This is a genomic window from Streptomyces viridochromogenes, from assembly GCF_001270495.1.
Classification (GTDB): Bacteria; Actinomycetota; Actinomycetes; order Streptomycetales; family Streptomycetaceae; genus Streptomyces; species Streptomyces viridochromogenes_A.
In genome coordinates this window covers 31,600-57,335 of the sequence record NZ_LGUR01000129.1, presented here as the reverse complement: position 1 = coordinate 57,335, position 25,736 = coordinate 31,600, and the positions used below count along the sequence as shown (strand labels likewise).

The following is a 25,736-nucleotide window of genomic DNA, read 5'->3' as shown; positions in this document are numbered from 1 at the left end:
GGGCTGGTCGCGCCGTTCCCCGCGCCCCTTCTGGTGGGCTGCGCCCCCGGACAATTCAGCCCCTCCGGCGTTTGAGGGGCGGGTCTGGGGCGGAGCCCCAGGAGGACGGGACGGGTAGGGGCGGCGGGGGCGAAGAAATGCCCCGCTGTCACAGGTGATCGACAATTCGCCGGGTCAAGCTCTCCGCAGAGTTACGCTCGTCGTCGTTGACGACTCTGAGGTGGGGGAACACCACGACATGCGAGCCCTTCGGATACTGCTGATAACCGTCGTGATCCTGGGCGGCCTCTTCGTACTGGCCGACCGGCTCGCCGTGGGGTTCGCCGAGGACGAGGCGGCCGGCAAGCTGCAGACCTCCGAGAACCTCGCCGCCGCCCCGGACGTGTCCATCAAGGGCTTCCCGTTCCTGACGCAGGTCGCCGGCGGTTCGCTGGACGACGTCGAGGTCGGCATCAAGGACTACGAGGCCGACACCGGCACCGACGGCAAGACGATCCGGATCGACGACCTCACCGCCAGCATGAAGGGCGTCGAGTTCTCCGGCGACTACAGCTCCGCCACCGCGGCCACCGCCACCGGCACCGCGTCCATCACCTACGCCGAGCTGCTGAAGACCGCCAAGTCCGAGCCCACCGAGGTCGCCCCCGGCGTCACCGCCAGCGTCATCGGCCTGTCGGACGGCGGCAACGGCAAGATCAAGGTCGCCGTCGAGGCCACCGTCCTCGGCACCAAGCTGCCGAACCCGGTCTACGTCCTCAGCTCGGTCACCACCGAGGGCGACACCGTGAAGGTGCACGCCGACAACCTGCCCAACTTCGGCGGCGCCGACATCGCCGAGAACCGGGCCCGTGCGATCACCGACTTCGAGCAGAAGATCGACGGTCTCCCCGGCGGCATCCAGCTCGACAAGGTCCAGGCGGCGAAGAACGGCGTCGAGATCACGGTGAAGGGTTCCAACGTCCGCCTCGCGGGGTAGTACGGCTACGGCCCTGTTGGACGCCCTGCGTCCAACAGGCGAGACGGCGTCGTCCGCACCGTAGGTGTGACCGCCGATACACCCGCCCGGAAGCCGTGCGGTACCGGCCTCGGCGGCCTCTCGTTCTCACATCCCGGACAGTCTCGTCTCACCATGCGACACACCGGTGACATGCCCGCATGTCCGTCCCTACGATCGAGCCCATGAAGCGACAGGCGGATCTCACGAAGCGGCGGGCAGTAGACCTCTGCCGCGTTGCCGCCATGCTCTGTCGCCCCTTCTGAGCGGAAGCCCCGACTTCCGCGTTTCCCCGCTGCCCTGACCAGGGCACAGGTGCGTCGTCTCGGCCTTGAACGCGCACCCCGCACACTCGCACGCCCCGCCGCAACTGCCCCGGAGGAGAAAGAGCATGAGCCGCAGCGACGTCCTCGTCGACGCCGACTGGGTCCAGGAGAACCTGGACAACCCCGGTATCGCGATCGTGGAGGTGGACGAAGACACGTCCGCCTACGAGAAGAACCACATCAGGAACGCGATTCGCATCGACTGGACCAAGGACCTGCAGGACCCGGTCCGCCGCGACTTCGTCGACCAGGAGGGCTTCGAGAAGCTCCTGTCGGCCAAGGGCATCGCCAACGACACGCTGGTGATCCTCTACGGCGGCAACAACAACTGGTTCGCGTCGTACGCCTACTGGTACTTCAAGCTCTACGGCCACGAGAACGTCAAGCTCCTCGACGGTGGCCGCAAGAAGTGGGAGCTTGACGCCCGCGAGCTGGTCGAGGAGGTCCCCGAGCGCACCGAGACCACCTACAAGGCCAAGCCGCAGGACAAGTCGATCCGCGCCTTCCGTGACGACGTCGTCGCCGCGATCGGCTCGCAGAACCTGGTCGACGTGCGCTCGCCCGACGAGTTCTCCGGCAAGCTGCTCGCCCCGGCCCACCTGCCGCAGGAGCAGTCGCAGCGTCCGGGTCACGTCCCGTCGGCGCGCAACATCCCGTGGTCGAAGAACGCCAACGACGACGGCACCTTCAAGTCGGACGAGGAGCTCAAGGAGCTCTACGCCGAGGAGCAGGTCGACCTGGCGAAGGACACCATCGCCTACTGCCGTATCGGTGAGCGCTCCGCGCTGACCTGGTTCGTCCTGCACGAGCTGCTCGGTGTGGAGAACGTCAAGAACTACGACGGCTCCTGGACCGAGTACGGCTCGCTCGTCGGCGTTCCGATCGAGCTCGGCGCCAACAAGTAGGACCAGCAGCAAGAGCAGCAGCAAGAGCAGCAGTAAGCGAACAGACCCGCAGCAACCCGACCGACCGGCCTTCCTTCCGGTCAGACCCCTTATGGAGAAAGACATGTGTGGAGCGAAGGCCGGCGGCCCGGACGCCTCGACGATCAAGCCCGGTGAGACCACGATCCAGGGCCAGGTGACGAAGGACGGCGAGCCCGTCGTCGGTTACGTCCGACTGCTGGACTCGACCGGCGAGTTCACCGCGGAGGTCCCCACCTCCGCCACGGGCCAGTTCCGCTTCTACGCGGCCGAGGGCACCTGGACCGTGCGGGCCCTGGTCCCCGGCGCCACCGCCGACCGCACGGTCGTCGCCCAGCAGGGCGGCCTGGCGGAGGTCGCGATCGCGGTCTGAGGAACACCCTGATCGGTCGAAGGGCCGTACCCCGTGGGTTGGACGCCTGGGGTACGGCCCTTCGGCGTGTGCGGACCTACCCTGGAGTCATGTACGCACGGCGACGTCACGTCTACTTCGCCATGATGGGGACGTGCATCACGCTCTTCGTCCTGGCCTGGGGCGTCGTGCGCCTGTGGTCGGTGCCGGTGGCCGTGGGCATGTGCGTGGTGGCCATGGTCATCCCGCCGCTGGCCGCGATGGTCGCCAACCGGCGGGGGCCGGAGGACCGCTGGTGGGACGACCCCTCCGGCGACCCGAAGTCCGACGAGTGGTGGGACGAGCTGGACGGCAAGAAGCGGCCGCGATAGGTGCGGGTCCTGTGCGCCCCGGCTGTCTCAGTAGACGAGCGCCTGCGTCTCGTCGCCGAGTGCCTCCTGCACGAAGACCTGGGCGCCCGCGATCCGTACGCCCTCGATGACGTCCTTCTCCGTGATGTCCCGGCGGGCCGCGCACTGGGTGCACAGGGTGAGACGGCCGGTCGCGAGGATGGAGTCGATCAGGTCGGGGAGCGGGGCCGCGTGGGGGAGTTCGAACTCGGCGGCACGGCCCGGCAGGGCGAACCACGCGGACTCACCGGTCAGCCACACCGAGACGTCGACGCCGCTGGCCACGGCCACCGCCGCGACCGTGAACGCCTGTGAGCAGCGTTCGGGGGCATCGGCCCCCGCCGTCACCTTGATCACCAGCTTCTTCGCCATGGCCGAATCGTAATCAACTCCCTTACAACCTGCGGCGTTGGCCATGGGTCTCCTGTGCGCGCGCATACGGAATGCGCACTTCACGTTCCGTGGGGGGACGTCTTGGATGTATCAGAAGAAACAGGAGAAGCGGCTGACGCGCCGGTCATACCGGTTCCCTCGGCTGCGCCCGTGCCTGCGGAGGTGCCCGGACCGGCCGAGCCGATCGCTTCGCCCCGGCCTCGGCGTCGTGGGCGTACGGCCCTCCTGATCGCCGGAGCCGTCGTGCTCGGGCTCGTCGCCGGGACCTGTGCTGGTTACCTCGTACAGGCCGAGCGCGAGCCCACCAGGCTGCCCTCGCTCTCCCAGCCGACCCTGAAGCAGGCTGAGGGAGAGGCGCCCGAGCCGCTGTCGGCTGCCCAGGACCGCCGGGTGAAGACCGACGGCGACCTGCGCAAGCTGCTGCTGAAGAAGCCGGCCGGGGCGAAGGACACCGAGTGGCTGACGGTCACTGACGGCTGGCAGGACATGGCCTCGTTCGCCAGTAACTACGACAAGCCGGACATGATGTTCGAGGAGCTCGTCAGCGACGAGTTCCGCCGGGCGGCCGTCACGGGCTGGCAGGTCGGCAGCTCGTACACCGTGGAGATCCGGCTGGTCCAGTTCCGGCAGGTAGAGCGGGTCTCGGCCCCGGGAACCACCGACAACGACCAGTACTGGGCGGAGGACGAGGACTCCACCGACAGCTGGCCCATCCCTGACACCGGGGAGGGTATGGCGTACGTCCACAACAAGCCCGAGACCGAGGCCGGCTACCTCCCGCTGTACAGCGCGGAGGCACATGCCTGGCGCGGCGACATCGCCATGCAGATCTGGGTCTACGCCGACAAGCCGATCAGCAAGAAGAAGATCATGGACCTGGCCCAGCGGCAGATGGGGCGCCTGTGAGCGAGAACCAGAACGCGACGGGGCCGACAGCACCGCTCGCCGACCCCACGCAGACCACACCGCAAGCCGCTCCGCCCGCTCCCGACACGGTTGCCCTGATGGAGCCGCCCGCCGCTCCGCCCACCGGGAAGCCCCTCCGTCGGGGCCGCATCGCCACGATCGCCGGTTCCCTGCTCCTGGCCGGGGCGGTCGTCGCCGGCGTCAGCCACACCGTCGTCACCGTGCGGGACGCCGACCGGGACGCGGGCGCACCCGTGTGGAAGTTCCCTGCGGCGGACAGGACCGACGACAAGAAGGCGCCGTCCGCTTCCGGGCTCGCCGGGATGCTCGTGCCGTACGGCACCGACGGCTGGGTGCGGGGCCCGGACCTCGGTGAGTTCGGCTCGGACGCGCAGCTCAGCGGTGCCCAGGCCACGGCCCTGCGCAAGGAGTCTCTGCGCGACCTGCCCCGTTCCCAGCGCCGGCAGCTGGAGAAGCGGATGGACAAAAGGCCCATCAAGGGCATGGCGATGCGCAGCTACTACAACACGGAGGGCACCAGCTACTACGAGGACGAGGCCAAGGACACCTACACCGTGAGCATCGTGCTGAGCCGGTTGGAGAGCACGGCGGCCGTCCGGAACACGTCGAGGTTCGAGAGCGAGTTCCTCGACGCCCTGGACATCTTCCGCGAGGGCCCGAAGGTCAAGGGACACAAGAACGCCAAGTGCTTCCTGCCGCCCAAGGACACCGACGAGGATCTCGAAAGCATGTACTGCACCGCCTACGTCGGAGACGTCCTGGTCACCGCCACGGCGGACGGCATCAAGCCACTGGACACCAAGGGGGCCGCGTTGCTGCTCGCCACTCAGCTCGACCGCATCGCAGAGCCGGGGAAGGCGATATGAGCGAGCAGCAGCACGCCACCGTCCCGGCTCCCCCGACCGACGTACCGCCGCCACCCGTACCACTCCAGGCGGAGCCCCCGGCTCGGAAGGACCGCCGCGTCCTGCGCGCAGCGCTGCGCTGGACCTCCGCCGTCGTCGCCTTCGCCGCGATCGGTGCGGGCACCGCGTACGGGATCACCCGGATGGAGCGGACCGACGTACCGGGGCTGGCGACGGAGTCGGACGGGCGGTGGGAGTACCCGACGCTCACCAAGCCGCCGCTGCCCTCCGGCAGCCCGCAGCCCTTCGCCGAGGAGAACAAGGCCGGCACCCACTACGCCGACCTGCGTGCCCTGCTCCTGCCCGCGCCCAAGGGGGCAGGGGAGGACAAGGCGCTGCGCGGCGACGACGGCTGGCTGGCGACGAAGGACTTCCTCGCGGAGTACGCCGACAAGCTGGAGCGTGACATGTTCCGGCAGGAGCTCGTCGACCACGGCCTGCGGCACATCGCCGCCCGCGGCTGGACCACCCAGGACGGCACGCACACCCGGATCTACCTGCTGCAGTTCGACACCGCGGCGGTCGTTGACGAGCTGATGGCCGATGTCGCCGTGTACGGCAGCCCTGCCTACCGGGTCCGCGGCACCGAGGCATCCGCCCAGGACGAGGACTTCTCGGAACTGCCCTGGCCCGGGGAGACGCTCCGTGTCGCATACGCCGAGGCCAAGCCGTACGGCGCCGAGCAGGTCCGCCACGCATACCTGTCGGCCGGAGACGTGATCGCCCTGATCGTCCAGTCCAGGAAGGGCAGCGCGCGGGCCGTCCCCTTCCAGCAGACCGTGACACTCCAGAGCCAGCTCCTCGGCTGAGCCCGCGAGGGCGTACCTCACACAGAGGGCCGGGCCCCGGCCGCGTAAGCTGGGGCCCGGCCCTGTGTACGCAAAGCATTCCCCACGCTCAATCGAGGAGCACCCCGTGGAGATCTTCTTCGAAGCCCTGCTGGTCCTGGTCTGCGTCGGCGTTCTCGCCTTCGCCGGGCTGACCGTGAAGAAGCTGTACCAGGGCCAGCGCTGACCGCCATCACCGACGTACGAGACTTCTGAGCTGCTCATGATCGAGATCCCGTCCGACCTCCACAAGGACCTCGTCCCCCTCGCCTTCCTGCTCGGCAACTGGGCGGGCGCGGGCGTGCACGACTTCCCGAGCTCCGAGAAGTGCAACTTCGGGCAGGAGGTCGCCTTCACGCACGACGGCCGGGACTTCCTGGAGTACCGGTCCCACACCTGGGTGCTCGACAACGACGGCAACAAGGTGCGGCCGCTGGAGTCCGAGCACGGCTTCTGGCGGATCGACGCCGACCGCAAGGTCGAGGTGACGATGGTCCGCGACGACGGCGTCGTCGAGATCTGGTACGGCGAGCTCGCCGACAAGAAGCCCCAGATCGACCTGGTCACGGACGCGGTGGCGCGCACGGCCGCCTCCGGCCCCTACACCGGCGGCAAGCGGCTGTACGGCTACGTCAAGAGCGACCTGATGTGGGTCGGCGAGAAGCAGACCCCCGAGGTCGAGCTGCGCCCCTACATGTCGGCCCACCTGAAGAAGGTCGTCACCCCGGAGGAGGTCGAGCGCTGGGCCAAGGCCCTGCCCGACGACATGCCGGACGACGGCATCGCGTTCTTCAAGTAGTCCTAGACTTCCAGTGTGGTGAGCACCGACTGGAAGAGCGACCTCAGGCAGCGCGGCTACCGGCTGACGCCGCAGCGCCAGCTTGTCCTCGAAGCTGTGGACACCCTGGAGCACGCGACCCCCGACGACATCCTCGTGGAAGTGAGGAAGACGGCGTCGGGGGTCAACATTTCCACCGTGTACCGGACCCTGGAGCTCCTGGAGGAACTCGGGCTGGTCAGCCACGCCCATCTGGGGCACGGCGCGCCGACGTATCACCTGGCCGACCGCCACCACCACCTCCACCTGGTCTGCCGGGACTGCGAGAGCGTCATCGAGGCGGACGTCCAGGTGGCCGCCGAGTTCACGGCCAAGCTGAGCCGGACCTTCGGCTTCGAGACCGACATGAAGCACTTCGCGATCTTCGGCCGCTGTAAGGAGTGCTCGCTGAAGGCTTCAACTACCGAGTCGTAGGCTTAGGCATATGAAGAGCCCCCTGCTGACCCTGCCCGGCGCCGTGCCCGCCGAGGGCGTGGACGAAGGCGTCGCCGCCCACTACGGCGAACTGTTCCGCGAGCAGCGTGCCCTCGCCGACGGCACCGGTTTCGTCGACCTCTCGCACCGCGGAGTCGTCGCCGTCACCGGCCAGGACCGGCTGAGCTGGCTGCATCTGCTGCTCACCCAGCACGTCAGCGACCTCCCCGTGGGCGAGTCCACCGAGGCGCTGATCCTCTCCGCGCACGGCCACATCGAACACGCGCTGTACCTGGTCGACGACGGCACGACGGTCTGGGCCCATGTCGAGCCCGGCACCCAGGACGCGCTGATCGCGTACCTGGAGTCGATGAAGTTCTTCTACCAGGTGGAAGTCGCCGACCGGACCGCCGAGTTCGCGGTCGTGCACCTGCCCGCCGGGTCCATCGCCGAGGTGCCCGAGAGCGCCGTCGTACGCGAGACGGCGTACGGCCGTGACCTGTTCCTCCCGCGCGCCGAGCTGGAGTCGTACGCCGGGAAGGCGGGCCCGGCGGCCGGACTCCTGGCGTACGAGGCGCTGCGCGTCGAGCACCACCGTCCCCGCCTCGGCTTCGAGACCGACCACCGCACGATCCCGCACGAGCTGGGCTGGATCGGCACCGCGGTGCATCTTCAGAAGGGCTGCTACCGCGGCCAGGAGACGGTCGCCCGGGTCCAGAACCTCGGCAAGCCGCCGCGTCGGCTGGTCTTCCTGCACCTGGACGGCAGCGAGGTTCACCTGCCCGCGCACGGCACGGAGATCCAGCTGGCCGACGAGGGCCCCGAGGGCCGCAGGATCGGTTTCATCACGACGTCGGTACGCCATCACGAGCTGGGGCCGGTCGCGCTCGCGCTGGTCAAGCGGAACGTGCCGGTGGACGCGAGGCTCCTGGCCGGAGAGACGGCGGCCGCGCAGGAAGTGGTCGTCGAGCCGTAGCCAGGCGGCCGCGTCTGCGCCGTGCCGGGCGGCCCTAGATCTCCAGCAGTACCGTGAACGGGCCGTCGTTCGTCAGCGCCACCCGCATCTGGGCGCCGAACCGGCCCGTCGCCACCGTCGCCCCCAAGGCGCGGAGTTGGGCGACGACCTCGTCGACGAGCGGCTCGGCGACATCGCCGGGGGCGGCGGCGTTCCACGTGGGCCTGCGTCCCTTGCGGGCATCGCCGTAGAGGGTGAACTGGCTGATGACGAGGAGCGGGGCGTCGATGTCGCTGCAGGACTTCTCGTCGTTCAGCATGCGGATCGACCAGAGTTTGCGGGCCAGTTGGGCCGCCTTCTCCTTGGTGTCCTCGTGCGTGACACCGACGAGCACGCACAGCCCTTCGCCCACGACCTCGCCGACGGTCTCCCCGTCCACGACCACACTCGCGCCGTCCACCCTCTGCACCACAGCTCGCATGCCGCCATCATGCCGTGTGCGGGGCGCCGCCTGGGCAAGGGCCCTGCCCGGACCCCGTCCGAGGCTGCCTCGGGGCCTCTTCGGGGCACTCTTTTTTTGATCCTTAAGCCCCCATCTGGGGCTGTTCGTGGGCACTCGGTCACATAGCGGCCACTTGGGATGGCACCATGCTTCCACACGCCGGTCGAGGGGACGGTAGAGGCACATGAGCACACCGAGTACCGGGCAGCCCCCTGGGGCTGTCGTGTTGAACCACGCGGGCCAGCCGGCCGGCCTCCGGCCGCCCACACAGCGCACCGCGGACGATCCGGGCCCGGGAGCGGATCCGAGACTGCCCGCGGATCCGCCCGAGCACGACCTGACCGTGCTCAGCCTGCCAGAGCTGCGCACCCTGCGCCGCGACGCCCAGAGCGACGAGGCGGACCTGAGTTATGTACGGCGACTGCTGCAGGGGCGGATCGACATCCTGCGGGCGGAGCTGGCGCGGCGCTCTCCGGCCGGCGCGGCGTCCGTCGTGGAGCGCCTGTCGGAGATCCTGACCGACGCCCCGGCCCGCCACCGCTCCTCCGCCCGCCATGTGACGCTGGGCACCCCGCAGAGCGAGGAGTACCGGCGGCTGGCGGCCGACATGCTGGCCGAGGTGGAACTGTCGGACCTGGAGGCGCGCACCGACGTCGAACTCAGCACCGCGATGGGGCGACTCGTCCGGTACGAGCAGCAGGTGTCCCGCCGCCGCCAACGCCTGCAGCGGACCGCGGACGACTGCAGCGGGGAGATCGCACGGCGGTACCGGGACGGTGAGGCCGTGGTCGACGACCTGCTGACGTAGCCGTCGCGGCGCGCCCGGGCGGGTGCGGGAAGAGCGAGCGGGCGCCGGCCTGGTGGCCGACGCCCTGCTGCGTATGTCCGGGCGTCTTGGTGCCCGGACACCTTCTGAACCTCCTTCGGGTCGACGACAGGTCTGCTCATCCGTAGCGAGCTGTGCGGTTGTGGTTGTTCTTCAGTTGTGGCTGTGCGATCGCTCTTCGGTTGTCGATGTGAAGTTGTGGCTGTGCTGACCGACCGGGCTCCCGGCTCCCCTCCGGAAGGGAGCCCGATCAGCCGAACCTGGTCCCTACTGGGCCAGCAGCATGACGAGGATCACCGCGCCGATGCCGCCGATCATGGTGTTCTTGGCCTTGATGCCGATGGACAGGGCGAGGAAGGCGATGATGCCCATCGGCCCGTACTTCCACTGGACGAGCTGCTCGAATCCGATGGCGAGCGCGGCGACGGCGAGGTAGATCAGCGGCATGCCGTCCTCCTTGGGGACGATGGTCGACAGAACCGTCTCTGGTGGCCAACCCCTCAGGAAGTTTGACCATGTTGCCTAAGTTGGCGACCAACTTCACTGTACTTATGTCCACTTGGAAGCGTCTCATAACCATCTATCCTTGAACTGCCGGAAGATGGCGGGAAGTTGTAGTGTTCTGGTCGTGGACCCGGAACACGCCTCCGTCAATGGACGGAAGAGGACACAGCGGCCACAGAAAGCACACCTTGAGGTGGCCGACGAGCTGCGCGCGCGGATCAGGTCCGGAGTGCTGCGGCCGGGCCAGCGCATGCCCACGCAGGCCAAGCTGTCCGACGAGTTCGGCGTCGAGCGCGGTGCCGTACGGCAGGCGCTGCGCATCCTCCAGTCGGAGCGGCTGCTCACCAACGTCTCCAAGGGAAGCCCGGCCACCGTGGCCCCGATGCCAGGCCCGGTACTCGGTGCGGGGCCGGCATCGGGACCCGGGCTGGTTCCGGCCGGTCCCGGAGCCCCGCCGATGCCGACCACCGCGGCCCTGGCGCCACGCGTAGCGGCCGCGTTCGCGGCGCCCCACGTCGAGGTCGACGCCCTGTGCCTCACGTCGATCTCCCTCACCCTCGCCATCGGCGAACCGCTGCGCCGTATCCACGCCGGAGAACTGAAACCGGCCAAGGTCGACGTCCGCGTCCTGCTGCCGTCCCGGGACATCGAACTGGCCTTCCCGACCCCGGTGGACGCCCCGGCCGAGCACGGCCGGCTGCAGCGCCGCTGGCTGGCTCATCGCAACGCGCAGGGGCAGGTACTGCGGCACAACCTGCTGGCCCTGCGCTCCTCGCACGGCATCGACGTGCACGTGACCTTCCGCGCCCTGCCCTTCACGCCGCCGGTGAAGCTCTACCTCCTCAACGGCATGGAAGCGCTCTTCGCGTACTACACGGTCACGCGCCGCGAGGAGGAGGTCGACCAGGAGCAGCTGGAGATGTACGACGCCGAGGGCACCCGGTCGATGCTGTTCTCCTTCGAGCAGGGCGCCGGGCTGCGTGACGCGACGTTCGTGGAGCAGTCGCACCTCTGGTTCAACGCACTGTGGGAGACGATCAGTTCGGAGCTGGTGCTCACGACCTGACCTCTCCCACGGCGTCTGACAACGGATACTCGCCGGTCATAGCGCGGGACGCGTGACCAGGGCGGCGAGCACCAGGGCCCCGATGGTGCTGAGGGCCGGGCTCTTGGCCTTGATGCCGATGGTGAGCAGCAGCAGGCCGACGATGCCCATGGGGCCGTACTTCCACTGGACGAGTTGCTCGAAGCCGAGAACGAAGACAGCGGAGATGAAGGCGATGGCAGGCACGGTCTTTCCCCCTTCGGGCTGCCGGACAGGACGGGCGTGGAGCGACGGGGGTTGGGCGACAAGAAGGCAAAGACTCTGCCAACTTGATCGAGTTGGTAGCCAACTCTAATAAAGTTGTCCCCACTTGGTACCTACTCATAAACAACCTGCGGACAACTCCCCGTAGATGGACAGAAGTTGTAGCGTTTGGTCGTGACCCAGGAGGACGTGGCAGTGAACGGCAGCAGGGGACCCTCGTCCCAGGAGATCGCCGACATCCTGCGGGAACGCATCCGCACCGGCGAGCTCAGGGCCGGGGACCGCCTGCCCACCCAGGCCGAGCTCGCCGAGGAGTTCGGCGTGGAGCGCGGTGCCGTCCGCCAGGCACTGCGGGCGCTCCAGCAGGACGGGCTCCTCAGCAATGTGAGCAAGGGCAGCCCGCCGCGTATCGCCGAGTCGGCGCCGACATGGGAGGAGCCCCAGCCGACGATGGTGGCGCTGGCCCCACGGCTGGCCGAGGCGTTCGCCGCCCCGCGGGTGCGGATCGACGCGGCCTGCCTGACCGCCGAGACCCTGATGCTGGCCCTGAGCGAACCGCTCCGCCTGATCCACGAGGGCCGTCTGCACCCCGAGTCGATCGAGGCCCGGATCCTGCTGCCGTCCCGGGACATCAACCTCGCCTTCCCCATCTCGGTCGAGGGTCACGGCGACGACGATTCGGTCCACCAGGACTGGCTGGCCCGGCGCAACGCCCAGGGGCAGGTCCTGCGGCACAACCTCCAGGCGCTGCGCTACTCGCACGGCATCGACGTCCAGGTCGCCTTCCGCGCCCTGCCGTTCACACCGCCGGTGAAGCTGTATCTCCTCAACGGGGTGGAGGCGCTGATCTCCTACTACATGATCGGCCGGCGCGAGGGGTCCCTGGAGTCCGGGTCCGGGCCCACGGACGTGTACGACGTCCTGGGCACCGAGTCCCTGCTCTTCTCCTTCGAGAAGGCGGCAGGCCGGCGCGATGTCGCGTTCGTGACGGAGTCCCAGAAGTGGTTCGACGCCCTGTGGGAAACCATCACCACGGACCTGAAGCTGAGCTGAGGGAGGACCCGACCCACCCCACCGGTCCGCGCACACCGCACAGCCATGCACCTGACCCAGGAGAACGACGTAGTGACCGGCAGTGACAAGGGGTTGCCCGAGGACATCGCGGACACCCTGCGGGGCCGTATCCGCGAGGGCGAGCTGAAGAAGGGCGACAAGCTGCCGACCCAGGCACAGCTCGCCGAGGAGTTCGGTGTCGAACGCGGCGCCGTGCGGCAGGCACTGCGCATGCTCCAGCGGGACGGACTGCTCAGCAACACGGGCAAGGGCAGCCCGCCCCGGATCGCCGAGGCGGCGGCACCCGAGCCCGATGTGCCCCAGCAGACGACAGCGATCCTGCACACCTGCCTGGAGCGGGCGTTCGAGGCCCGGGAGGTGCTGATCGACGTCATCTGCTTCACCGCCGAGACCCTGATCCTGGCGCTCGCCCGACCGCTCCGGCTGATCCACCAGGGCCGGCTGCGCCCCGAGTCGATCCAGCTCCGCTGTCTGGTGCCCGCCCGCGGCCTCGCCCTCGCCTTTCCGGTGCCGGTCGAAGAGGGGGACGCCGCACGGGCGCGGGCCATCCACCGGGAGCTGATGGACCAGCGCGACAGCCAGTTGAGGGTCCTGCGCAGCACGCTGAAGAGGCTGACGAGGGAGGGCGGGAACAGGGTCGGCGACGTGCGCGTGACCTACAAGGAACTGCCCTTCACGACGCCGGTGAAGCTGTACCTGCTCAACGGGGAGGAGGCGGTGTTCGGCTACTACCAGGTCGGTGAGCGTCCGCGGGAGACGGCGGGCGGTGAGATCCAGACCTACGACGTCAGCGGCCACAAGGCGATGCTCTTCCCCTTCCCGGGGAACAGGGGCGGCCGCGACGGGGCCTTCGCCGAGGAGTCCCAGAAATGGTTCAACGCGCTGTGGGGGACGATCGCGACCGACCTGACACTCTCCGAATGACCTCTGGGCGGTGCCTCGGACGTGCGGTGCCTGGTGGGCGCGTGTTTCCGCCTGCGCGCTCCTGGGGATGGAAGTAATACTTCTGCCAACTTGGCTAACTCGGGCCAACTGTCATCAAGTTGTCTCAACTTGCCCCTAGTCGTAAACGTACTCCAGACAACTCCCGTCAAATGGACAGCAGTTGCAGCGTTTGGTGGTGACCCAGGAGAACGTGACCGTGAACGGCAGCAAGAGACACACGCCCCAGGAGATCGCCGAGGTTCTGCGGGAACGGATCCGTGTCGGTGAGCTCAAGGCGGGCGACCGCCTGCCCACCCAGGCCGAGCTCGCCGAGGAGTTCGGCGTGGAGCGCGGCACCGTACGCCAGGCGCTGCGCACTCTCCAGGACGACGGTCTGCTCACCAACGTGAGCAGGGGGAGCCCGCCGCGGATCGCCGTGTCGACGGCGGCGCGGAAGGGGCCGCAGCCGACGATGGTCGGGCTGGCGCCCCGGCTCATGGAGGCGTTCTCGGCGCCGCGTGTCCGCATCGACGCCGTCTGTCTCACGGCCGAGAGCCTGATGCTCGCCCTGGGGCAGCCCATCCGCCTGATCCATGAGGGCACCCTTCGCCCCGAGTCGATCGACGTCCGCATCCTGCTGCCGTCCCGGAACATCAACCTCGCCTTCCCGGTCCCGGTCGAGAGCGGCGAGGGCGACAGCGGCGAGGGCGACCTGGTCCACCAACGGTGGCTGGAGATGCGCAACGCCCAGGCGCGGGTGCTGCGGCACAACCTGCGCGCCGTACGCTCCACGCACGGCATCGACGTCCATGTCACCTTCCGGGCCCTGCCGTTCACGCCGCCGGTGAAGCTGTACCTGCTCAACGGTGAGGAGGCGCTGATCGGCTACTACGTCCTCACCGAGCGTCAGGAGGAGTACGAGAGCAAGAATCTGGACATGTACGACGCGCTGGGCTCGAAGTCCGTTCTCTTCTCCTTCGAGAAGCAGGCCCGAGAGCGCGACGCCGCGTTCGTGGCCGAATCCCAGAAGTGGTTCGACGCCCTCTGGGAAACCATCACGACGGACCTGACACTCTCCTAGTGACTTCTGATGCGAGGCAGACGGAACCGATGGCGTCCCCTTCCGAGGACGAGGCCGCGGAACTGCGGGATTCGATCACGCGTGCCCGGGTCATCCTCTGGGACTTCGACGGTCCGATCTGCCGGCTGTTCGCGGGGCACTCGGCGGAGCGGGTGGCGACCGAACTGGTGGAATGGCTCGCGGGCCGGGGCCTGCACGGCCTGCTGAACGAACGCGAACGCAAGTCGCTCGACCCGCACGTCGTCCTGCGTGCCGTCGATCGCCGGCGCCCCGGCAGCGACCTGGTGGCGGAGCTGGAGGAACGTCTCACCAACGAGGAGCTCCGGGCGACCGCCACCGCGATGCCCACCGCGTACGCCGACCCGCTGATACGCACCTGGACGGCGATGGGCCTCCGTCTGGCCATCGCCACCAACAACTCCCCACGGGTGGTGCGCAGATACCTGACGAGCCGCGACCTCGTCTCCTGCTTCACCCCCCATATCTACGGCCGCACCCACGACCTCCACCAACTCAAGCCCGACCCGCACTGCCTCAACCGCGCCCTGAACGCGATGGGCGCCGCGCCCTCCACCGCGCTGATGATCGGCGACACCCCCTCCGACTTCCTCGCCGCACAGCAGGCGGGGGTCCCGTTCCTCGGCTACGCGCGTAATGCGCGCAAGGAGAAGCTGCTGCGCGAGGCCGGGGCCACGTCGATCGTGGGCTCACTGGAGCCGGTTCTGCGGGCGCTGCGGCAGCAGGCCCTGAACCAGCAGCAGGGCGAACTGCGTGGCGGCCGCGGCGGTCACGGCGGCGAGTAGGCGGGTGCCTGGCCAGGAGGCACGGGTCCGTGCGCTAGCATCTGCGCACCGCCTGAGCAACCGCTCTGTTCCGCGCGTATGAGGTGGCGAACAGGCCACTCTCGGACGCCCTCGGGAACGACTCAGTACGAGAGTGGCAGAATCGTCCGTTTTGGCTACTTGAGCTTGACTCCGGTCGTGCCTGTTACCTCCGGCAACTAGTGTTGCCGTACCTTCCGTGTTTTGCGCGAATCACTCGGAGCGGCCCGTGGGTCCACGACCTCTTCCCCGTCCCTACCTCGGGGAACGTGCCGCCACTGCCGTCGCCCTGCGGTGGTTCCTGGCACGGGCCAGGCGCGAAGGGCAGCTGATCGGCGGGCACCACAACCTGAACTATGTGCTGCCCCTGACGGACGACGTCGCCCGGCTGCTGGGCCGTGAGGCCGGTACGTCCGTGACCGTGCGGATGAGGCGTACCGAGGCGCTGCCCGTGGTGATCAGAACCTGGCAGGACGAGGCGCAGATCCTCGGCGCCATCAGGGGAACCCTGCCCCATGTCCCGCAGTGTCTCGTCAAAGGGGACGATTTCGCTCTCCACAGCTATGTGGAGGGCGTTCCGCTCTCCAGCGTGTGCGGCAACGGCAAACCCGTGGACACCCTGCTCATCAAGGCGCTGGCCGGTCTGCTCGCCCAGATGGCCCAGGTGCGAAGGGGGGCGCTCCCGCCCCTTCCGGCCGGCTGGCCCAACAATGACGACACGGACAGCCAGGCCTTTCTCCAGACGCTGGCCATCATGGCGGACCGTCAGATCCGGCAGCCCAACTGGGCCGAGTTCGGTGGGCTGTTCGCGGCGCTGGGCATTCCCGAGGACGCCCTGATCCGGTTGGCGGAGCGGGTACCCGCGCTGACCCGACGGCCCTACAGCCTGCTCCACGCCGACCTGCACCGCGACAACCTGATCATGACGTACGGCGGTGACCCACCGCTCATCTGCGTCGACTGGGAGCTGGCGACCTACGGCGATCCGCTGCACGATCTCGCGACGCACCTCGTGCGCATGCGGTACCCGGCCCACCAGTGGGACGAGGTCATCGACGCGTGGGCGGACGCGATGCAGCGGATCCGTCCCGCGGCGGTCAACGGCCTTGCCAAGGACCTGCGTCACTACATCGCGTTCGAGCGGGCGCAGTCCGTCTACCCGGACGTGATGCGGGCCGCGAACTCACTGCAGGGTTCGCGCGACCAGAAGAGCCTGGACGAGGCCGTCGTGTCGGTGCGCCGGGCGCTGGAGACGGCGGCCGAGCCGCTCAGGCTCGGAAACCTGCCGGACGAGCGTGAGATCCAGCGGATCCTCTTCCGGTGGCGGGCCGCACGCAACGGAGGCGTCGGCCTGTCCGCCGAGATGAAGGCGTGCGAGGACTGGCATCCGGACCTGCGTGTTCCGGAGCACCCCGAGTTCCCGCTGTCCGCCGTTCGGCACGCCCTGTTCGCGGAGGGGGCGGCACCGGCCAGACGGGTGTTCAAGGGCACGGGGCACCTCAATTCCGTGGTCAGGGTTCCGGGCGTCGACTTTTCGGTGGTGGTGCGGCGCAAGGTCGCCAACGTCTGCCGGCGTGAGCGCGGCTTTCTCAGCGAGCACGCGGTGCTGCGGGCCATCGAGGTGTCGCGGATCAGCGTGGCGGCACCGAAGTTCCTCGCCCTCGGTACGAGCTACCAGGGGGAACCCTTCGCCATCCACACCTACGAAGGGCCGCAGGACATCGACCAGCCGCCCGGCCATCCGGTGCACGGCCTGCTGCCGCACGAGGCCGACCGGCTCGTCGACCAGCTCGTGCAGCTGACGTGGGTGGACTACAAGCAGCTCGACCCGGCGGCCGGCGACGGTCGCTACTACGCCTGGCTGAGCGAGCAACTCGTGCATCTGGTGGCGGAGTTGCCGAAGGAGTCGCAGCAACTCGCCCGGCTTCTCGGGCTGCCGGACGCGCTCAGGCTGCGGGAGATCCTGTCCCGGCACGAGGTGAGCGAGCGCAGACCGGCCCTCCTGCACGGCGACCTGAACCCGTGGAACCTGGTCCGCCGCGACGACGCGCTGGCGCTGACCATCATCGACTGGGAGATGGCCGTGGTCGGTGATCCGCTCTACGACCTGGTCCGGCACATGCACCTGACGCCCACCCGCCCGGAGATCCGCGACCGTATGTTCCGTCGCTGGGAACTGCGGATGCCCCCCGAACACACCACCGACTGGCGCAGGGACTGGCGGGTCTACCGCTGGATCGAGATCGTGCGTTCCGCCTATGTGGACCTCGACCGGCTGGTGACCGGCGCGAGCCTGGACGCCCCCAATGTCCGCCGGGCCGTCGACTCCTACGCGATGACACTGGCGGCGGCCACGGGATCGCTCGGCATGCCGGCCCGCTCCACGGCGAACCCCTATCTGGCTCGCGCCCTGGTCTGAGGGGACGACGTCCGCGCCGAACGACGGTTCCCGTCCGGCCGGGCGGCGGTCGATGCGGCGGGCGCATAGGCTCACCGGCATGAGCGAGACAGGCGCCGGCGAGCTCGGCCTGCGCGAACGCAAGAAGCGGCGGATGTACCAGACGGTCTCGGACACCGCCATCCGCCTCTTCCTGGAGAAGGGCTTCGACGCCGTGTCCGTCGCGGACGTCGCCGCCGCGGCCGAGATCTCCAAGCCGACGCTGTTCCGGTACTTCCCGGCGAAGGAGGACCTCGTCCTGTACCGGTTCGCCGATCACGAGGACGAGGCCGCGCGGGTCGTGCGGGAGGGGCCCTCGCCCGTGCGGGCGCTGCGCCGGCACTTCCTCGACGGGCTTCAGCGGTGTGACCCGGTCACGGGCCTCAACGACCATCCCGAGGTGCTCGCCTACCAGTCGCTGCTGTACGGGACTCCCGCGCTGGTCGCCCGTATGTACGGCTATCTGGAGCGTTCGGAGGCCGCGCTCGCCGAGGCGCTCGGCGGCGGGCTGGACGGACGGCTGGCCGCGGGGCAGATCGTCGCCGTACAGCGGATCCTCGCGCAGGAGAACTGGCGGCGGATCGCGGCGGGGGAGCGGGCGGCCGAGGTGCGGGAGGACGCGGTGGCGGCCGCTGAGCGGGCGTTCGGGCTGTTGGAGGCCGGGCTGCCGGGGCTGGTCGCCCACTGAGTCGAAACTGAGTGAAAAATTTAACTCGGTAACGTTATTTCGGTACGCTCCATGGAATGACGTCACCCGACCCCGCCCCGCACCGCACTCTCCACGACGCCCTCGTCCAGGAACGCGCCCACCACGACCGCTGCCGCACCGCCCTCGCCGCCATGGTCGACGGCGCCGACGAACAGGTCGTCATCGGCGAGAACGCCTCCGCCTCCGGGGCCGATGCCGAGGTCCTCGGCTACCAGCTGCGCAGCCAGGCCAAGGCGATGCACGAGTTGCCGGAAGGGCCGTTGTTCTTCGGGCGGCTGGACTTCGGCGCGGGCGAACACCAGCCGCTGCACATCGGGCGGCTGCGGATCAGCGAGCACCCCGCCGAGCCGCCCCTCGTCGTCGACTGGCGCGCCCCCGTCTCCCGCGCCTTCTACCAGGCCGGCGCCCGTGACCCGCAGGGCGTGGCCGTACGGCGACGCTTCGGCTGGGCGCCGGGCAGCCGCGGGGACTCCGCCGATCTCGCCGGCCTGGAGGACGAGCACCTCGACCGGGGCGAGTCCCGGGCGAGCGAGATCGTCGCGCGGGAGATCGAACGGCCCCGCGTCGGGCCCATGCGGGACATCGCGGCCACCATCCAGCCCGAGCAGGACGAGCTGGTACGAGGCGATCTCACCCTCTCCGTGTGTGTGCAGGGAGCCCCGGGCACCGGCAAGACCGCTGTCGGCCTGCACCGGGCCGCGTACCTGCTCTACACCCACCCGCAGCGCGTCCGCCGCGGCGGCCTGCTGATCCTCGGGCCCAACCGGACCTTCCTCTCCTATATCTCCGAGGTGCTGCCGGCCCTCGGCGAGACCGGTGTACGGCAGTCCACGCTGCGGGACGAGATCGCCCGGCATCCGGTCAACGGGGTCGACGACGATCGGGCCGCCGTCGTCAAGCACGACGTCCGGATGGCGGAGGTGCTGCGGCGGGCGTTGTACGCGCGGGTGACCACGGAGGGGATCGACTCCCTTGTCGTGGCCGAGGGTTCGTACCGCTGGCGGGTGTCGGTGGGCGAGCTCACGCGGATCGTGGCGGGAGCGCGGGAGGAGGAGCCGCCGTATGCCGTCGGGCGGGAGCGGGTGCGGACCCGGGTGGTGCGGCGCATCCGTGACCAGGCGGAGCGGCGCAGCGGCGTGCGGAGCAACGCGTGGGTGCAGAAGGTCTCGCGGGCGCGGGCGGTCACCGCGTACGTCGACGCCGTGTGGCCGCGGGTGCGGCCGGAGGAGGTGGTGGCCGAACTGCTGGGCGATCCCGAGGTGTTGGCGGCGGCCGCCGACGGGCTGCTGGACGAGGACGAGCAGAAGGCGCTGCTGTGGGCGAAACCGCCGCGGTCGTGGAAGTCGGCGCGCTGGTCGGCCGCCGATCTCGTGCTGCTCGACGAGGTGGCGGGGCTCATCGAGCATCCGAAGGGGTACGGCCATGTCGTCGTCGACGAGGCGCAGGACCTGTCGCCGATGGAGTGCCGGGCGATCGCGCGGCGGGCCGCATTCGGGTCGGTGACCGTCCTCGGGGACCTGGCGCAGGGGACGACTCCGTGGGCGGCGCGGTCCTGGGAGAAGGTGCTCGGGCAGCTGGGGAAGCCGGACGCGGTGGTCGTAGCGCTCACCACGGGGTTCCGGGTGCCCCGGGCGGTGCTGGAGCTGGCCAATCGGCTGCTGGAGCGGCTGGACGTGGCGGTGCCGGCCGCCCGTTCGCTGCGGGGGGACGGGGAGCTGCGGTTCCGGGAGGCCGACGGCGATCTGCCGGCTGCGGTCGTGGGCGCCGTACGGGACGCGCTGGGCCGGGAGGGGTCCGTCGGGGTCGTCGCGGCGGACGGGGACGCGGACCGGGTGCGGGAGGCGCTGCGGGCGGCCGGGATCGAGGCGGGAGGTGCGGACGAGCTGGGGGCGCGGGTGGCCGTCGTACCGGCGAGTGTGGTGAAGGGGCTGGAGTACGACCATGTCGTCGCCGTGGAGCCGGCGGCGATCGTGGAGGCGGAGGAGCGGGGGCTGCACCGGCTGTATGTGGTGGTGACGCGGGCGGTGGCGGGGCTGGAGGTGGTGCACGGGAGGCCGTTGCCGTTCTAGCGGATTGTGCGGGCGGCGCCCTCCCGTGTGCCACCGTCCGCCGGTTACACGGCGTCCAGTACCGGGATCAACTGCTCCTCCTCGTACGTCAGATGCGCCTCCAGCGCCGTCGTGAGGCGCTCCACCTCGGTGCGGGCGGCGGCCGGGTCCGCGTCCTCGTCGGACACCACGCGGCGCAGGTCCTCGACGAGCTCGGCGATCCGCTCGTGCTCCTCGCCCAGCCGGTCCAGCGCGGGCGCGAACTCTGGGTGGCGGTCGGCCAGGACGGGGAACATGCCGATGTCCTCGCCGGTGTGGTGGTTGTGCAGGCCCGCGCAGAAGGTCAGGCAGTTGACGCGCAGCTGGGCGCCGAGGGTCGTACCGCCGCCCTTGCTCATCTCCTCGCGGATCAGGGCGAGTTCACGGCGGAAGGCGTCGTGGACGACCTTGATGGCCTCGCCCATGGAGGAGGCGTTGATGTTCGGGGGTCCGCCCTGGGCGATCTCGTGCAGGGCGACCACCGGAATCACCCGCTCCGTCTTCTCCTGGTACGCCGCCCAGCCCGGATCCGCCTCCACGGCCCGCGCGAACGCCCGGTCGCGCTCCTCCCCCTCCAGGGCGACGGCCCGCGCCTCGTAGGTGAACGCGCCGCTCTCGATGGTGACCTGGGGATTCGCGAGAAGGTTGTGGAACCACGCCGGATGCTTGGGGGCGCCCGCGGCCGAGGCGATGACCAGGACGCGGTCGCCGCCGTCGGGGAGGTAGCCGACGGGGGTGGTGTGCGGGCGGCCGGTGCGGGCGCCGGTGGTGGTGAGCAGCAGGAGCCGAGCGCCTTCGAAGTAGCCGCCGACGCGGCCCTTGTTGGCGCGGAACTCCTCGATGACCTGCTGATTGAAGTCGTGGGGCATTTCTCTCTCTTTCTCTGTCGCTGGATTCCGTACGGAGGGAACGGAGGGAAAGGCGAAGAGAAAGAGGCGGGCTCCTGGCCCGCCGCCACAGCCTCAATCAGAGGCCGGGCAACACCCAACTCGCTCACGGCACAAGGCCGACCCGGCAGTCATGTGTTCGACAGTAGCGCAGCGCCCCGGTCAGGGGAGATCCTTTTTCCGATGCTTCTCTTCCTCGATGTCGACGGAACGCTGATTCCCTTCGGGGCGAGTCGGCCGTACAAGCTGTACGAGCCGCCCCGCCCCCTGCCGCAGGGCGCAGAGCACCCTCTCCTCGCCCGCATCGACCCCGCGTTCGGCCCCCGCCTCACGCGGCTCGCGGCCCTCGGGTGCGAGCTGGTGTGGGCCACGACGTGGCTGGACGAAGCGAACACGAGCGTCGCTCCTTGGCTGGGGCTGCCCTCGTTGCCCGTGATGGACTGGCCGGACGAGGACGACGGGGGCGGCGGGGGCGGCCAGGCAGGTCCCGGTCGCCCCCGCGGCCTTCACTGGAAGACACGGCCCCTGGTGGCCTGGGCCGCCGGCCGTCCCTTCGTCTGGGTGGACGACGAGATCTCCGAGACCGACCGGGCCTGGGTGGCCGCCGGCCACCCCGGGCCCGCCCTCCTCCACCGCGTCGACCATCGCTACGGGCTCACCGAACGGGACTTCGACGTCCTGGAGGAGTGGATCGAGGGCGAGCGGATCACCGCCGGGCGCGGCCCAGGACCTCGGTCACCCGGGTGATCCCGTCCGTCCCGTGGCCCAGCCCGATGACCCGGCGGACCTGTCCCTCGGCCGCGCGCATCACGCCCGCGTCGATGCCGTGGGACTCGGAGGTCTCGATGACGTGGGCCATGGTGGACGCGGCGGAGGTGATCGGGTTGAGTTCGCCGGAGTAGGTGCCGTCGTCGGCGTCGCCCGCGAACGCCTCGAAGATCGGCGACATGATCGCGCCGATGCCCTGGGCGTGGGGGAGCAGTTCCCGCGCGGTGATGCCCTCGGCCCGCGCGATGGCCAGGGCGTGTGCGTAGCCCGACATGGCCGTCCAGAAGATGTCGAGCAGGGCGACGTCGTAGGCGGCGGCCCGGCCGAAGTCCTCGCCGAGGTGGGTGTGGGTGCCGCCGAGTGTCTCCAGTACGGGCAGGTGCTCGCGGTACAGGTCCTCGGGACCGCTGTAGATGACCTCCGCTTCCGGCGTCCCGATGGTCGTGGTCATCGACATGATCGCGCCGTCCAGATAGCGGATGCCGTGCGCGGCCGCCCATGCCGCCGCGTCCCGGGCCCGGGAGGGAGTGTCGGCGCAGAGGTTCGCGACCGTACGGCCCTTGAGCGCGTCGGCGACGGCGTCCTGGCGCAGGACGGCGTCGGCGGCGTCGTAGTTCACCACGCAGACGACGGTCAGCGGACTGGCGGCGACCGCCTCGGCCGGGGACGCGGCCGAGGCGGCACCGCGGCCGAGGAGCTCCCCGTCCCGCCCCGGCGTGCGGTTCCAGACGGTGACCCGCAGCCCCGCGTCCAGGAACGCACCGGCCAGCGCCCGGCCCATCGGGCCGAGACCGAGGACGGTGACGGCGGACTCGTGGTCGAAGGTGGGCATGACTCAACTCCCTGTAGAGTGAAGATAATTGATGACAAAAGGGGTGGGGATATGTCGCGTCGGCGCCACGACCCGAACGTCTGCGGGGTGACCGCCGCGATCGCGGTGGTGGACGGCAAGTGGAAGACGTCGCTGCTCTGGCTGCTGGAGTCCGGCCCGCTCCGCCCGGCGGAACTGCGCCGCCGGCTGCCGGGCCTCAGCGAGAAGGTGCTGACCCAGGCGCTGCGCGAGATGGAGACGGACGGCCTGGTGCACCGTGAGGTGTACGACGAGCTGCCGTTGAAGACCGTCTATTCCCTGACCGGGTTCGGCCGTGACCTGGCCGACGCTCTCGGCCCGCTCTCCGACTGGGGCCATCGCCGCCTGGAACGACTGACCGGGGCCCAGCCGGTCTCCTGAACCGAAACGCCACCTCCGTCCGCTCCACCGTGCCGTTGTGGGTGCCGTCGTACGACTCCCCGGGTGACCGGGCGCGTCCGGCGCCTCGTCGATCACCCACATCAAGGGTCGGACGACGGCGGCGTGCTGCCAAGTACCCACAAAAAAGTGGGTATCGGCGGGGTGCCTGCGGGGTGCCCGGGTGCCTACGGGGTACGGCTACGACCGCGCCAGCTCCTCCCGGAACCCCTGGCGCCACGACGGGTAACGCGGCTCCCAGCCGAGCTCCCGCCGGGCCTTGGCGTTGGAGAACCCGCGCCCCTCGGTCATCATCGTCACGACCACCTCCCCGGCCAGCAGCCGCGCCAGCCACCTGGGCACCCGAAGCGGCGGCTTCGCCCCCGCGCAGGCGGCCAGATACGGCAGCCACTCACTGGCCGGCGCCGGCTCGTCGTCGACGATGTTGAACACGCCCCTCGCCCGCTGTTCCACGGCCAGGACGGTGGCGCTCGCCGCGTCGTCCAAGTGCACCCAGGAGCAGTAGCCGGTGCCGCCCCCGACCAGCGGGAACTGCCGCTTGCGGACGAGTGCCACCTGGTCGTCGGTGGCGCCGGGACCGTAGAACCCGCCGTACCGCAGGACCGTCCCGTCGGCCTTGAGGACCACGTCCTGGATGTGCCGGATCGCGTCGCCCAGCGCGCGCAGCTTCCCCGTCTCCACGGGCAGCGGGTCCTCCTCGGTCTTCACCCAGCCGCCCTCGCGGACGCCGTTCCAGATGGCGGCGCTCTGCGCGACGAAGTGGGGGACGCCGGTCGCCTCGGCGGCGGCCAGCAGGTGGTCCGTCCCCTCGGTGCGCAGCCGGTTGGTCGTGGCGAACCACCGGTCGAAGTGCCGGATGTCGGGCTTGCCGGAGTGCGGCATGGAGATCGCCGTCATCTGGTGCACGATCACGTCCGGCCGGGCCGCGCCCACCGCCTCACCGACCGACCCGGCATCGAGCCCGTCCATCACGACGCCGTCCGCGCCCAGCTCCTTCAGCAGCCCCAGCTTGGCCGCGGCGGTCGTCGTGGCCGTCACCTGATGCCCCCGCTCCACGAGCCGAGGCACCAGCCGCCGCCCGATGACCCCGGTCCCACCTGCCACGAACACCCGCATGACACTCACCGTCCCGATTCGGGGATACACCTCCGAAACCTTGGACGATCCGGCCCACCTGTTCTGTGACATCCGGGAAAGGGCGCGACGACGAGTCAGGCGGCGGGCAGGGCGGCGAGCCAGTCGGTGAGCAGGCGGTTGGTCTCGGCGGGGCGTTCTTGCTGGATCCAGTGGCCGCAGCCGTCGAGGAGATGGGAGGAGACCAGGCCCGGCAACGTCACCGGGTACGCCTTGATCGCGTCGGCCAGCCAGGTCGTGGACGCGTCCAGGCTGCCGCCGATGAACAGGGACGGCTGGGTGACGGGAGCACCGTCGAAGGCGGCGAGGTCCTCCCAGTCGCGGTCCATGTTCCGGTAGCGGTTGAGCGCTCCGGTCACGCCGGTCCGCTCGAACTCCCCGGCGTAGACGTCGAGGTCCCTCTCGCTGAGCCACGCGGGCAGTCGGCCGCTGGGGAACCGGTCACGCAGCGTCCCGGCCCTGGTCCCGGCCTTCCCGGCCTTGCTGACGAAGTGCGGGTCGGGAGCGCCGGGCGGGGGCATGGTGTCGGCGGACAGGGCCGCGTAGAAGCCCGCGAGCCAGCCGCGTACGTCGGGTTCGATCTCCGCCTCGGCGCGGCCCGGCTCCTGGAAGTACGAGACGTAGAACTCCTCGTCCCCGCCCATCCCGGCGAAGACGTCGCTGGGCCGGGGCCCGCCGCGCGGGGTGTAGGGAACGCTCAGCAGTCCCACCGCCCGGAAGACGTCCGGCCTGAGCAGCGCGGAGTTCGCGGCGATGGCCGCACCCCAGTCGTGGCCGACGACCACCGCCGGCTCCTCGCCCAGGGCGTGCACCACCGAGACGTTGTCCTCCACCAGGTCGAGCATCCGGTACGCGTCCGCCGCGGCCGGCCTGGAGGAGCGGCCGTAGCCGCGGACGTCGATGGCGACCGCGCGGTACCCAGCCGCCGCGAGTACCGGCAGCTGGTGGCGCCAGGAGTACCAGGATTCCGGAAAGCCGTGCACGAGCAGTACCAGTGGCCCGGATCCCTGCTCCGCGAGGTGAATCCGGCCCGCAGGCGAGGAGACCGACCGATGGGTGATCTCCGCGGTGTGCTGTGACATAGGCCTCCTCCAGGACTTCGGTCCCGTTTCGGTGTGACACCGATCATGCGGAAGTCCGTCCCGGGAGGACGAGTTCGTTTGCCGGTTCGGCAAGGCCGC

Annotated in this window: 30 protein-coding genes; 22 read left to right on the top strand and 8 right to left on the bottom strand. The window is 69.8% G+C overall.

What is annotated here, in order from left to right; genetic code table 11:
* Positions 1-238: 238 nt before the first annotated feature.
* The 5 genes from ADK36_RS15040 to ADK36_RS15025 all read left to right on the top strand — a co-directional run bounded on the left by ADK36_RS15040 (position 239) and on the right by ADK36_RS15025 (position 2,966).
* The gene (locus tag ADK36_RS15040) at positions 239-976 is read left to right on the top strand and encodes an LmeA family phospholipid-binding protein (RefSeq protein WP_053197879.1); all 738 of its coding nucleotides are present in this window, start codon (positions 239-241) and stop codon (positions 974-976) included.
* 179 nt (positions 977-1,155) lie between these two features.
* Positions 1,156-1,260 (top strand): putative leader peptide, encoded by a 105-nt coding sequence (locus ADK36_RS51440; protein WP_370260121.1) that lies wholly within the window; start codon positions 1,156-1,158, stop codon positions 1,258-1,260.
* A gap of 125 nt (positions 1,261-1,385) precedes the next feature.
* Entirely contained in the window at positions 1,386-2,225 is an 840-nt protein-coding gene (locus tag ADK36_RS15035; protein WP_048585387.1) for a sulfurtransferase, read from the top strand.
* Positions 2,226-2,328: 103 nt separating this feature from the next.
* Complete coding sequence (locus ADK36_RS15030; RefSeq protein WP_003991226.1) at positions 2,329-2,616, top strand: DUF1416 domain-containing protein; 288 nt, start codon at positions 2,329-2,331, stop codon at positions 2,614-2,616.
* Between the two features lie 89 nt (positions 2,617-2,705).
* Complete coding sequence (locus tag ADK36_RS15025; RefSeq protein ID WP_048585388.1) at positions 2,706-2,966, top strand: DUF3099 domain-containing protein; 261 nt, start codon at positions 2,706-2,708, stop codon at positions 2,964-2,966.
* Positions 2,967-2,993: 27 nt separating this feature from the next.
* Here the strand turns inward: ADK36_RS15025 and ADK36_RS15020 are convergent, their stop codons facing one another.
* Positions 2,994-3,356, bottom strand: a complete 363-nt coding sequence (locus ADK36_RS15020; protein ID WP_053197877.1) for a DsrE family protein — start codon at positions 3,354-3,356, stop codon at positions 2,994-2,996.
* A gap of 171 nt (positions 3,357-3,527) precedes the next feature.
* On the opposite strand from ADK36_RS15020, the gene ADK36_RS15015 reads away from it, so the two are divergent.
* The 6 genes from ADK36_RS15015 to ADK36_RS14990 all read left to right on the top strand — a co-directional run bounded on the left by ADK36_RS15015 (position 3,528) and on the right by ADK36_RS14990 (position 8,264).
* Positions 3,528-4,283, top strand: coding sequence for a hypothetical protein (locus tag ADK36_RS15015; protein WP_234329769.1), 756 nt, complete (start codon positions 3,528-3,530; stop codon positions 4,281-4,283).
* The gene (locus ADK36_RS15010) at positions 4,280-5,170 is read left to right on the top strand and encodes a hypothetical protein (protein WP_234329768.1); all 891 of its coding nucleotides are present in this window, start codon (positions 4,280-4,282) and stop codon (positions 5,168-5,170) included. Before ADK36_RS15015 ends, ADK36_RS15010 begins: the two co-directional genes overlap by 4 nt.
* Entirely contained in the window at positions 5,167-6,018 is an 852-nt protein-coding gene (locus tag ADK36_RS15005; protein WP_053197875.1) for a hypothetical protein, read from the top strand. The genes ADK36_RS15010 and ADK36_RS15005 overlap by 4 nt, the downstream gene beginning before the upstream one ends.
* Before the next feature lie 241 nt (positions 6,019-6,259).
* Positions 6,260-6,835: an FABP family protein gene (locus ADK36_RS15000; protein WP_048585391.1), complete on the top strand. Its 576-nt coding sequence runs from the start codon at positions 6,260-6,262 to the stop codon at positions 6,833-6,835.
* Between the two features lie 15 nt (positions 6,836-6,850).
* Positions 6,851-7,288 (top strand): Fur family transcriptional regulator, encoded by a 438-nt coding sequence (locus ADK36_RS14995; protein WP_048585392.1) that lies wholly within the window; start codon positions 6,851-6,853, stop codon positions 7,286-7,288.
* A gap of 10 nt (positions 7,289-7,298) precedes the next feature.
* Positions 7,299-8,264, top strand: coding sequence for a YgfZ/GcvT domain-containing protein (locus tag ADK36_RS14990; RefSeq protein ID WP_048585393.1), 966 nt, complete (start codon positions 7,299-7,301; stop codon positions 8,262-8,264).
* A 34-nt stretch (positions 8,265-8,298) separates the two neighbouring features.
* On the opposite strand, the gene dtd is transcribed toward ADK36_RS14990, so the two are convergent.
* Complete coding sequence (dtd, locus tag ADK36_RS14985; protein WP_030052154.1) at positions 8,299-8,724, bottom strand: D-aminoacyl-tRNA deacylase; 426 nt, start codon at positions 8,722-8,724, stop codon at positions 8,299-8,301.
* A gap of 205 nt (positions 8,725-8,929) precedes the next feature.
* Between dtd and ADK36_RS14980 the strand changes: the two genes are divergently transcribed.
* Positions 8,930-9,553 carry a hypothetical protein gene (locus ADK36_RS14980; RefSeq protein WP_048585394.1) on the top strand — a complete coding sequence of 208 codons (624 nt, stop codon included), beginning with the start codon at positions 8,930-8,932 and terminating at the stop codon, positions 9,551-9,553.
* A gap of 285 nt (positions 9,554-9,838) precedes the next feature.
* On the opposite strand, the gene ADK36_RS14975 is transcribed toward ADK36_RS14980, so the two are convergent.
* Complete coding sequence (locus ADK36_RS14975; protein WP_048585395.1) at positions 9,839-10,018, bottom strand: hypothetical protein; 180 nt, start codon at positions 10,016-10,018, stop codon at positions 9,839-9,841.
* Positions 10,019-10,172: 154 nt separating this feature from the next.
* Here ADK36_RS14975 and ADK36_RS14970 point away from each other — a divergent pair, with 154 nt between their 5' ends.
* The gene (locus tag ADK36_RS14970) at positions 10,173-11,141 is read left to right on the top strand and encodes a GntR family transcriptional regulator (RefSeq protein ID WP_199830180.1); all 969 of its coding nucleotides are present in this window, start codon (positions 10,173-10,175) and stop codon (positions 11,139-11,141) included.
* Positions 11,142-11,177: 36 nt separating this feature from the next.
* On the opposite strand, the gene ADK36_RS14965 is transcribed toward ADK36_RS14970, so the two are convergent.
* Positions 11,178-11,366, bottom strand: coding sequence for a hypothetical protein (locus tag ADK36_RS14965; RefSeq protein WP_048585397.1), 189 nt, complete (start codon positions 11,364-11,366; stop codon positions 11,178-11,180).
* A gap of 186 nt (positions 11,367-11,552) precedes the next feature.
* Between ADK36_RS14965 and ADK36_RS14960 the strand changes: the two genes are divergently transcribed.
* From ADK36_RS14960 to ADK36_RS14930, 7 genes are all read left to right on the top strand, one after another.
* Complete coding sequence (locus tag ADK36_RS14960; protein WP_053197872.1) at positions 11,553-12,437, top strand: winged helix-turn-helix domain-containing protein; 885 nt, start codon at positions 11,553-11,555, stop codon at positions 12,435-12,437.
* Between the two features lie 45 nt (positions 12,438-12,482).
* Positions 12,483-13,382 carry a FadR/GntR family transcriptional regulator gene (locus ADK36_RS14955; RefSeq protein WP_053197870.1) on the top strand — a complete coding sequence of 300 codons (900 nt, stop codon included), beginning with the start codon at positions 12,483-12,485 and terminating at the stop codon, positions 13,380-13,382.
* 190 nt (positions 13,383-13,572) lie between these two features.
* Positions 13,573-14,463 (top strand): winged helix-turn-helix domain-containing protein, encoded by an 891-nt coding sequence (locus ADK36_RS14950; RefSeq protein WP_053197868.1) that lies wholly within the window; start codon positions 13,573-13,575, stop codon positions 14,461-14,463.
* A 29-nt stretch (positions 14,464-14,492) separates the two neighbouring features.
* On the top strand, positions 14,493-15,266 hold the full coding sequence (locus tag ADK36_RS14945; protein WP_048585401.1) for an HAD family hydrolase: 774 nt from the start codon (positions 14,493-14,495) through the stop codon (positions 15,264-15,266).
* Positions 15,267-15,513: 247 nt separating this feature from the next.
* Entirely contained in the window at positions 15,514-17,703 is a 2,190-nt protein-coding gene (locus ADK36_RS14940; RefSeq protein ID WP_053197866.1) for a phosphotransferase family protein, read from the top strand.
* Positions 17,704-17,782: 79 nt separating this feature from the next.
* Positions 17,783-18,409 carry a TetR/AcrR family transcriptional regulator gene (locus ADK36_RS14935; protein ID WP_053197864.1) on the top strand — a complete coding sequence of 209 codons (627 nt, stop codon included), beginning with the start codon at positions 17,783-17,785 and terminating at the stop codon, positions 18,407-18,409.
* A 56-nt stretch (positions 18,410-18,465) separates the two neighbouring features.
* Entirely contained in the window at positions 18,466-20,499 is a 2,034-nt protein-coding gene (locus tag ADK36_RS14930; protein WP_053197862.1) for a HelD family protein, read from the top strand.
* A 44-nt stretch (positions 20,500-20,543) separates the two neighbouring features.
* On the opposite strand, the gene ADK36_RS14925 is transcribed toward ADK36_RS14930, so the two are convergent.
* A complete protein-coding gene (locus ADK36_RS14925) occupies positions 20,544-21,386 on the bottom strand; it encodes a nitroreductase/quinone reductase family protein (protein WP_053197859.1) in 843 nt (280 codons plus the stop codon).
* A 201-nt stretch (positions 21,387-21,587) separates the two neighbouring features.
* Here ADK36_RS14925 and ADK36_RS14920 point away from each other — a divergent pair, with 201 nt between their 5' ends.
* Complete coding sequence (locus ADK36_RS14920) at positions 21,588-22,151, top strand: HAD domain-containing protein (protein ID WP_053197857.1); 564 nt, start codon at positions 21,588-21,590, stop codon at positions 22,149-22,151.
* Here ADK36_RS14920 and ADK36_RS14915 read toward each other — a convergent pair.
* On the bottom strand, positions 22,111-23,004 hold the full coding sequence (locus ADK36_RS14915) for an NAD(P)-dependent oxidoreductase (RefSeq protein WP_048585407.1): 894 nt from the start codon (positions 23,002-23,004) through the stop codon (positions 22,111-22,113). The genes ADK36_RS14920 and ADK36_RS14915 overlap by 41 nt on opposite strands.
* 51 nt (positions 23,005-23,055) lie before the next feature.
* Here ADK36_RS14915 and ADK36_RS14910 point away from each other — a divergent pair, with 51 nt between their 5' ends.
* Positions 23,056-23,403 (top strand): winged helix-turn-helix transcriptional regulator, encoded by a 348-nt coding sequence (locus ADK36_RS14910; protein ID WP_048585408.1) that lies wholly within the window; start codon positions 23,056-23,058, stop codon positions 23,401-23,403.
* A 198-nt stretch (positions 23,404-23,601) separates the two neighbouring features.
* On the opposite strand, the gene ADK36_RS14905 is transcribed toward ADK36_RS14910, so the two are convergent.
* A complete protein-coding gene (locus ADK36_RS14905; protein WP_048585409.1) occupies positions 23,602-24,537 on the bottom strand; it encodes an NAD-dependent epimerase/dehydratase family protein in 936 nt (311 codons plus the stop codon).
* Between the two features lie 95 nt (positions 24,538-24,632).
* Positions 24,633-25,637, bottom strand: a complete 1,005-nt coding sequence (locus ADK36_RS14900) for an alpha/beta fold hydrolase (RefSeq protein ID WP_048585410.1) — start codon at positions 25,635-25,637, stop codon at positions 24,633-24,635.
* Between the last annotated feature and the right edge of the window lie 99 nt (positions 25,638-25,736).

What these genes read in the sequence shown, in the direction of transcription:
- ADK36_RS15005 (WP_053197875.1), top strand. Translation starts at nt 5,167, where the DNA reads ATGAGCGAGCAGCAGCACGCCACCGTCCCGGCTCCCCCGACCGACGTA.
- ADK36_RS14990 (WP_048585393.1), top strand. Translation starts at nt 7,299, where the DNA reads ATGAAGAGCCCCCTGCTGACCCTGCCCGGCGCCGTGCCCGCCGAGGGC.
- ADK36_RS51440 (WP_370260121.1), top strand. Translation starts at nt 1,156, where the DNA reads ATGTCCGTCCCTACGATCGAGCCCATGAAGCGACAGGCGGATCTCACG.
- dtd (WP_030052154.1), bottom strand. Translation starts at nt 8,724, where the DNA reads ATGCGAGCTGTGGTGCAGAGGGTGGACGGCGCGAGTGTGGTCGTGGAC.
- ADK36_RS14930 (WP_053197862.1), top strand. Translation starts at nt 18,466, where the DNA reads ATGACGTCACCCGACCCCGCCCCGCACCGCACTCTCCACGACGCCCTC.
- ADK36_RS14900 (WP_048585410.1), bottom strand. Translation starts at nt 25,637, where the DNA reads ATGTCACAGCACACCGCGGAGATCACCCATCGGTCGGTCTCCTCGCCT.
- ADK36_RS14915 (WP_048585407.1), bottom strand. Translation starts at nt 23,004, where the DNA reads ATGCCCACCTTCGACCACGAGTCCGCCGTCACCGTCCTCGGTCTCGGC.
- ADK36_RS15030 (WP_003991226.1), top strand. Translation starts at nt 2,329, where the DNA reads ATGTGTGGAGCGAAGGCCGGCGGCCCGGACGCCTCGACGATCAAGCCC.
- ADK36_RS15025 (WP_048585388.1), top strand. Translation starts at nt 2,706, where the DNA reads ATGTACGCACGGCGACGTCACGTCTACTTCGCCATGATGGGGACGTGC.
- ADK36_RS14925 (WP_053197859.1), bottom strand. Translation starts at nt 21,386, where the DNA reads ATGCCCCACGACTTCAATCAGCAGGTCATCGAGGAGTTCCGCGCCAAC.
- ADK36_RS15040 (WP_053197879.1), top strand. Translation starts at nt 239, where the DNA reads ATGCGAGCCCTTCGGATACTGCTGATAACCGTCGTGATCCTGGGCGGC.
- ADK36_RS15020 (WP_053197877.1), bottom strand. Translation starts at nt 3,356, where the DNA reads ATGGCGAAGAAGCTGGTGATCAAGGTGACGGCGGGGGCCGATGCCCCC.
- ADK36_RS14980 (WP_048585394.1), top strand. Translation starts at nt 8,930, where the DNA reads ATGAGCACACCGAGTACCGGGCAGCCCCCTGGGGCTGTCGTGTTGAAC.
- ADK36_RS15000 (WP_048585391.1), top strand. Translation starts at nt 6,260, where the DNA reads ATGATCGAGATCCCGTCCGACCTCCACAAGGACCTCGTCCCCCTCGCC.
- ADK36_RS14955 (WP_053197870.1), top strand. Translation starts at nt 12,483, where the DNA reads ATGCACCTGACCCAGGAGAACGACGTAGTGACCGGCAGTGACAAGGGG.
- ADK36_RS14920 (WP_053197857.1), top strand. Translation starts at nt 21,588, where the DNA reads ATGCTTCTCTTCCTCGATGTCGACGGAACGCTGATTCCCTTCGGGGCG.
- ADK36_RS14945 (WP_048585401.1), top strand. Translation starts at nt 14,493, where the DNA reads ATGGCGTCCCCTTCCGAGGACGAGGCCGCGGAACTGCGGGATTCGATC.
- ADK36_RS14935 (WP_053197864.1), top strand. Translation starts at nt 17,783, where the DNA reads ATGAGCGAGACAGGCGCCGGCGAGCTCGGCCTGCGCGAACGCAAGAAG.
- ADK36_RS14910 (WP_048585408.1), top strand. Translation starts at nt 23,056, where the DNA reads ATGTCGCGTCGGCGCCACGACCCGAACGTCTGCGGGGTGACCGCCGCG.
- ADK36_RS15035 (WP_048585387.1), top strand. Translation starts at nt 1,386, where the DNA reads ATGAGCCGCAGCGACGTCCTCGTCGACGCCGACTGGGTCCAGGAGAAC.
- ADK36_RS14975 (WP_048585395.1), bottom strand. Translation starts at nt 10,018, where the DNA reads ATGCCGCTGATCTACCTCGCCGTCGCCGCGCTCGCCATCGGATTCGAG.
- ADK36_RS14905 (WP_048585409.1), bottom strand. Translation starts at nt 24,537, where the DNA reads ATGCGGGTGTTCGTGGCAGGTGGGACCGGGGTCATCGGGCGGCGGCTG.
- ADK36_RS14970 (WP_199830180.1), top strand. Translation starts at nt 10,173, where the DNA reads ATGGCGGGAAGTTGTAGTGTTCTGGTCGTGGACCCGGAACACGCCTCC.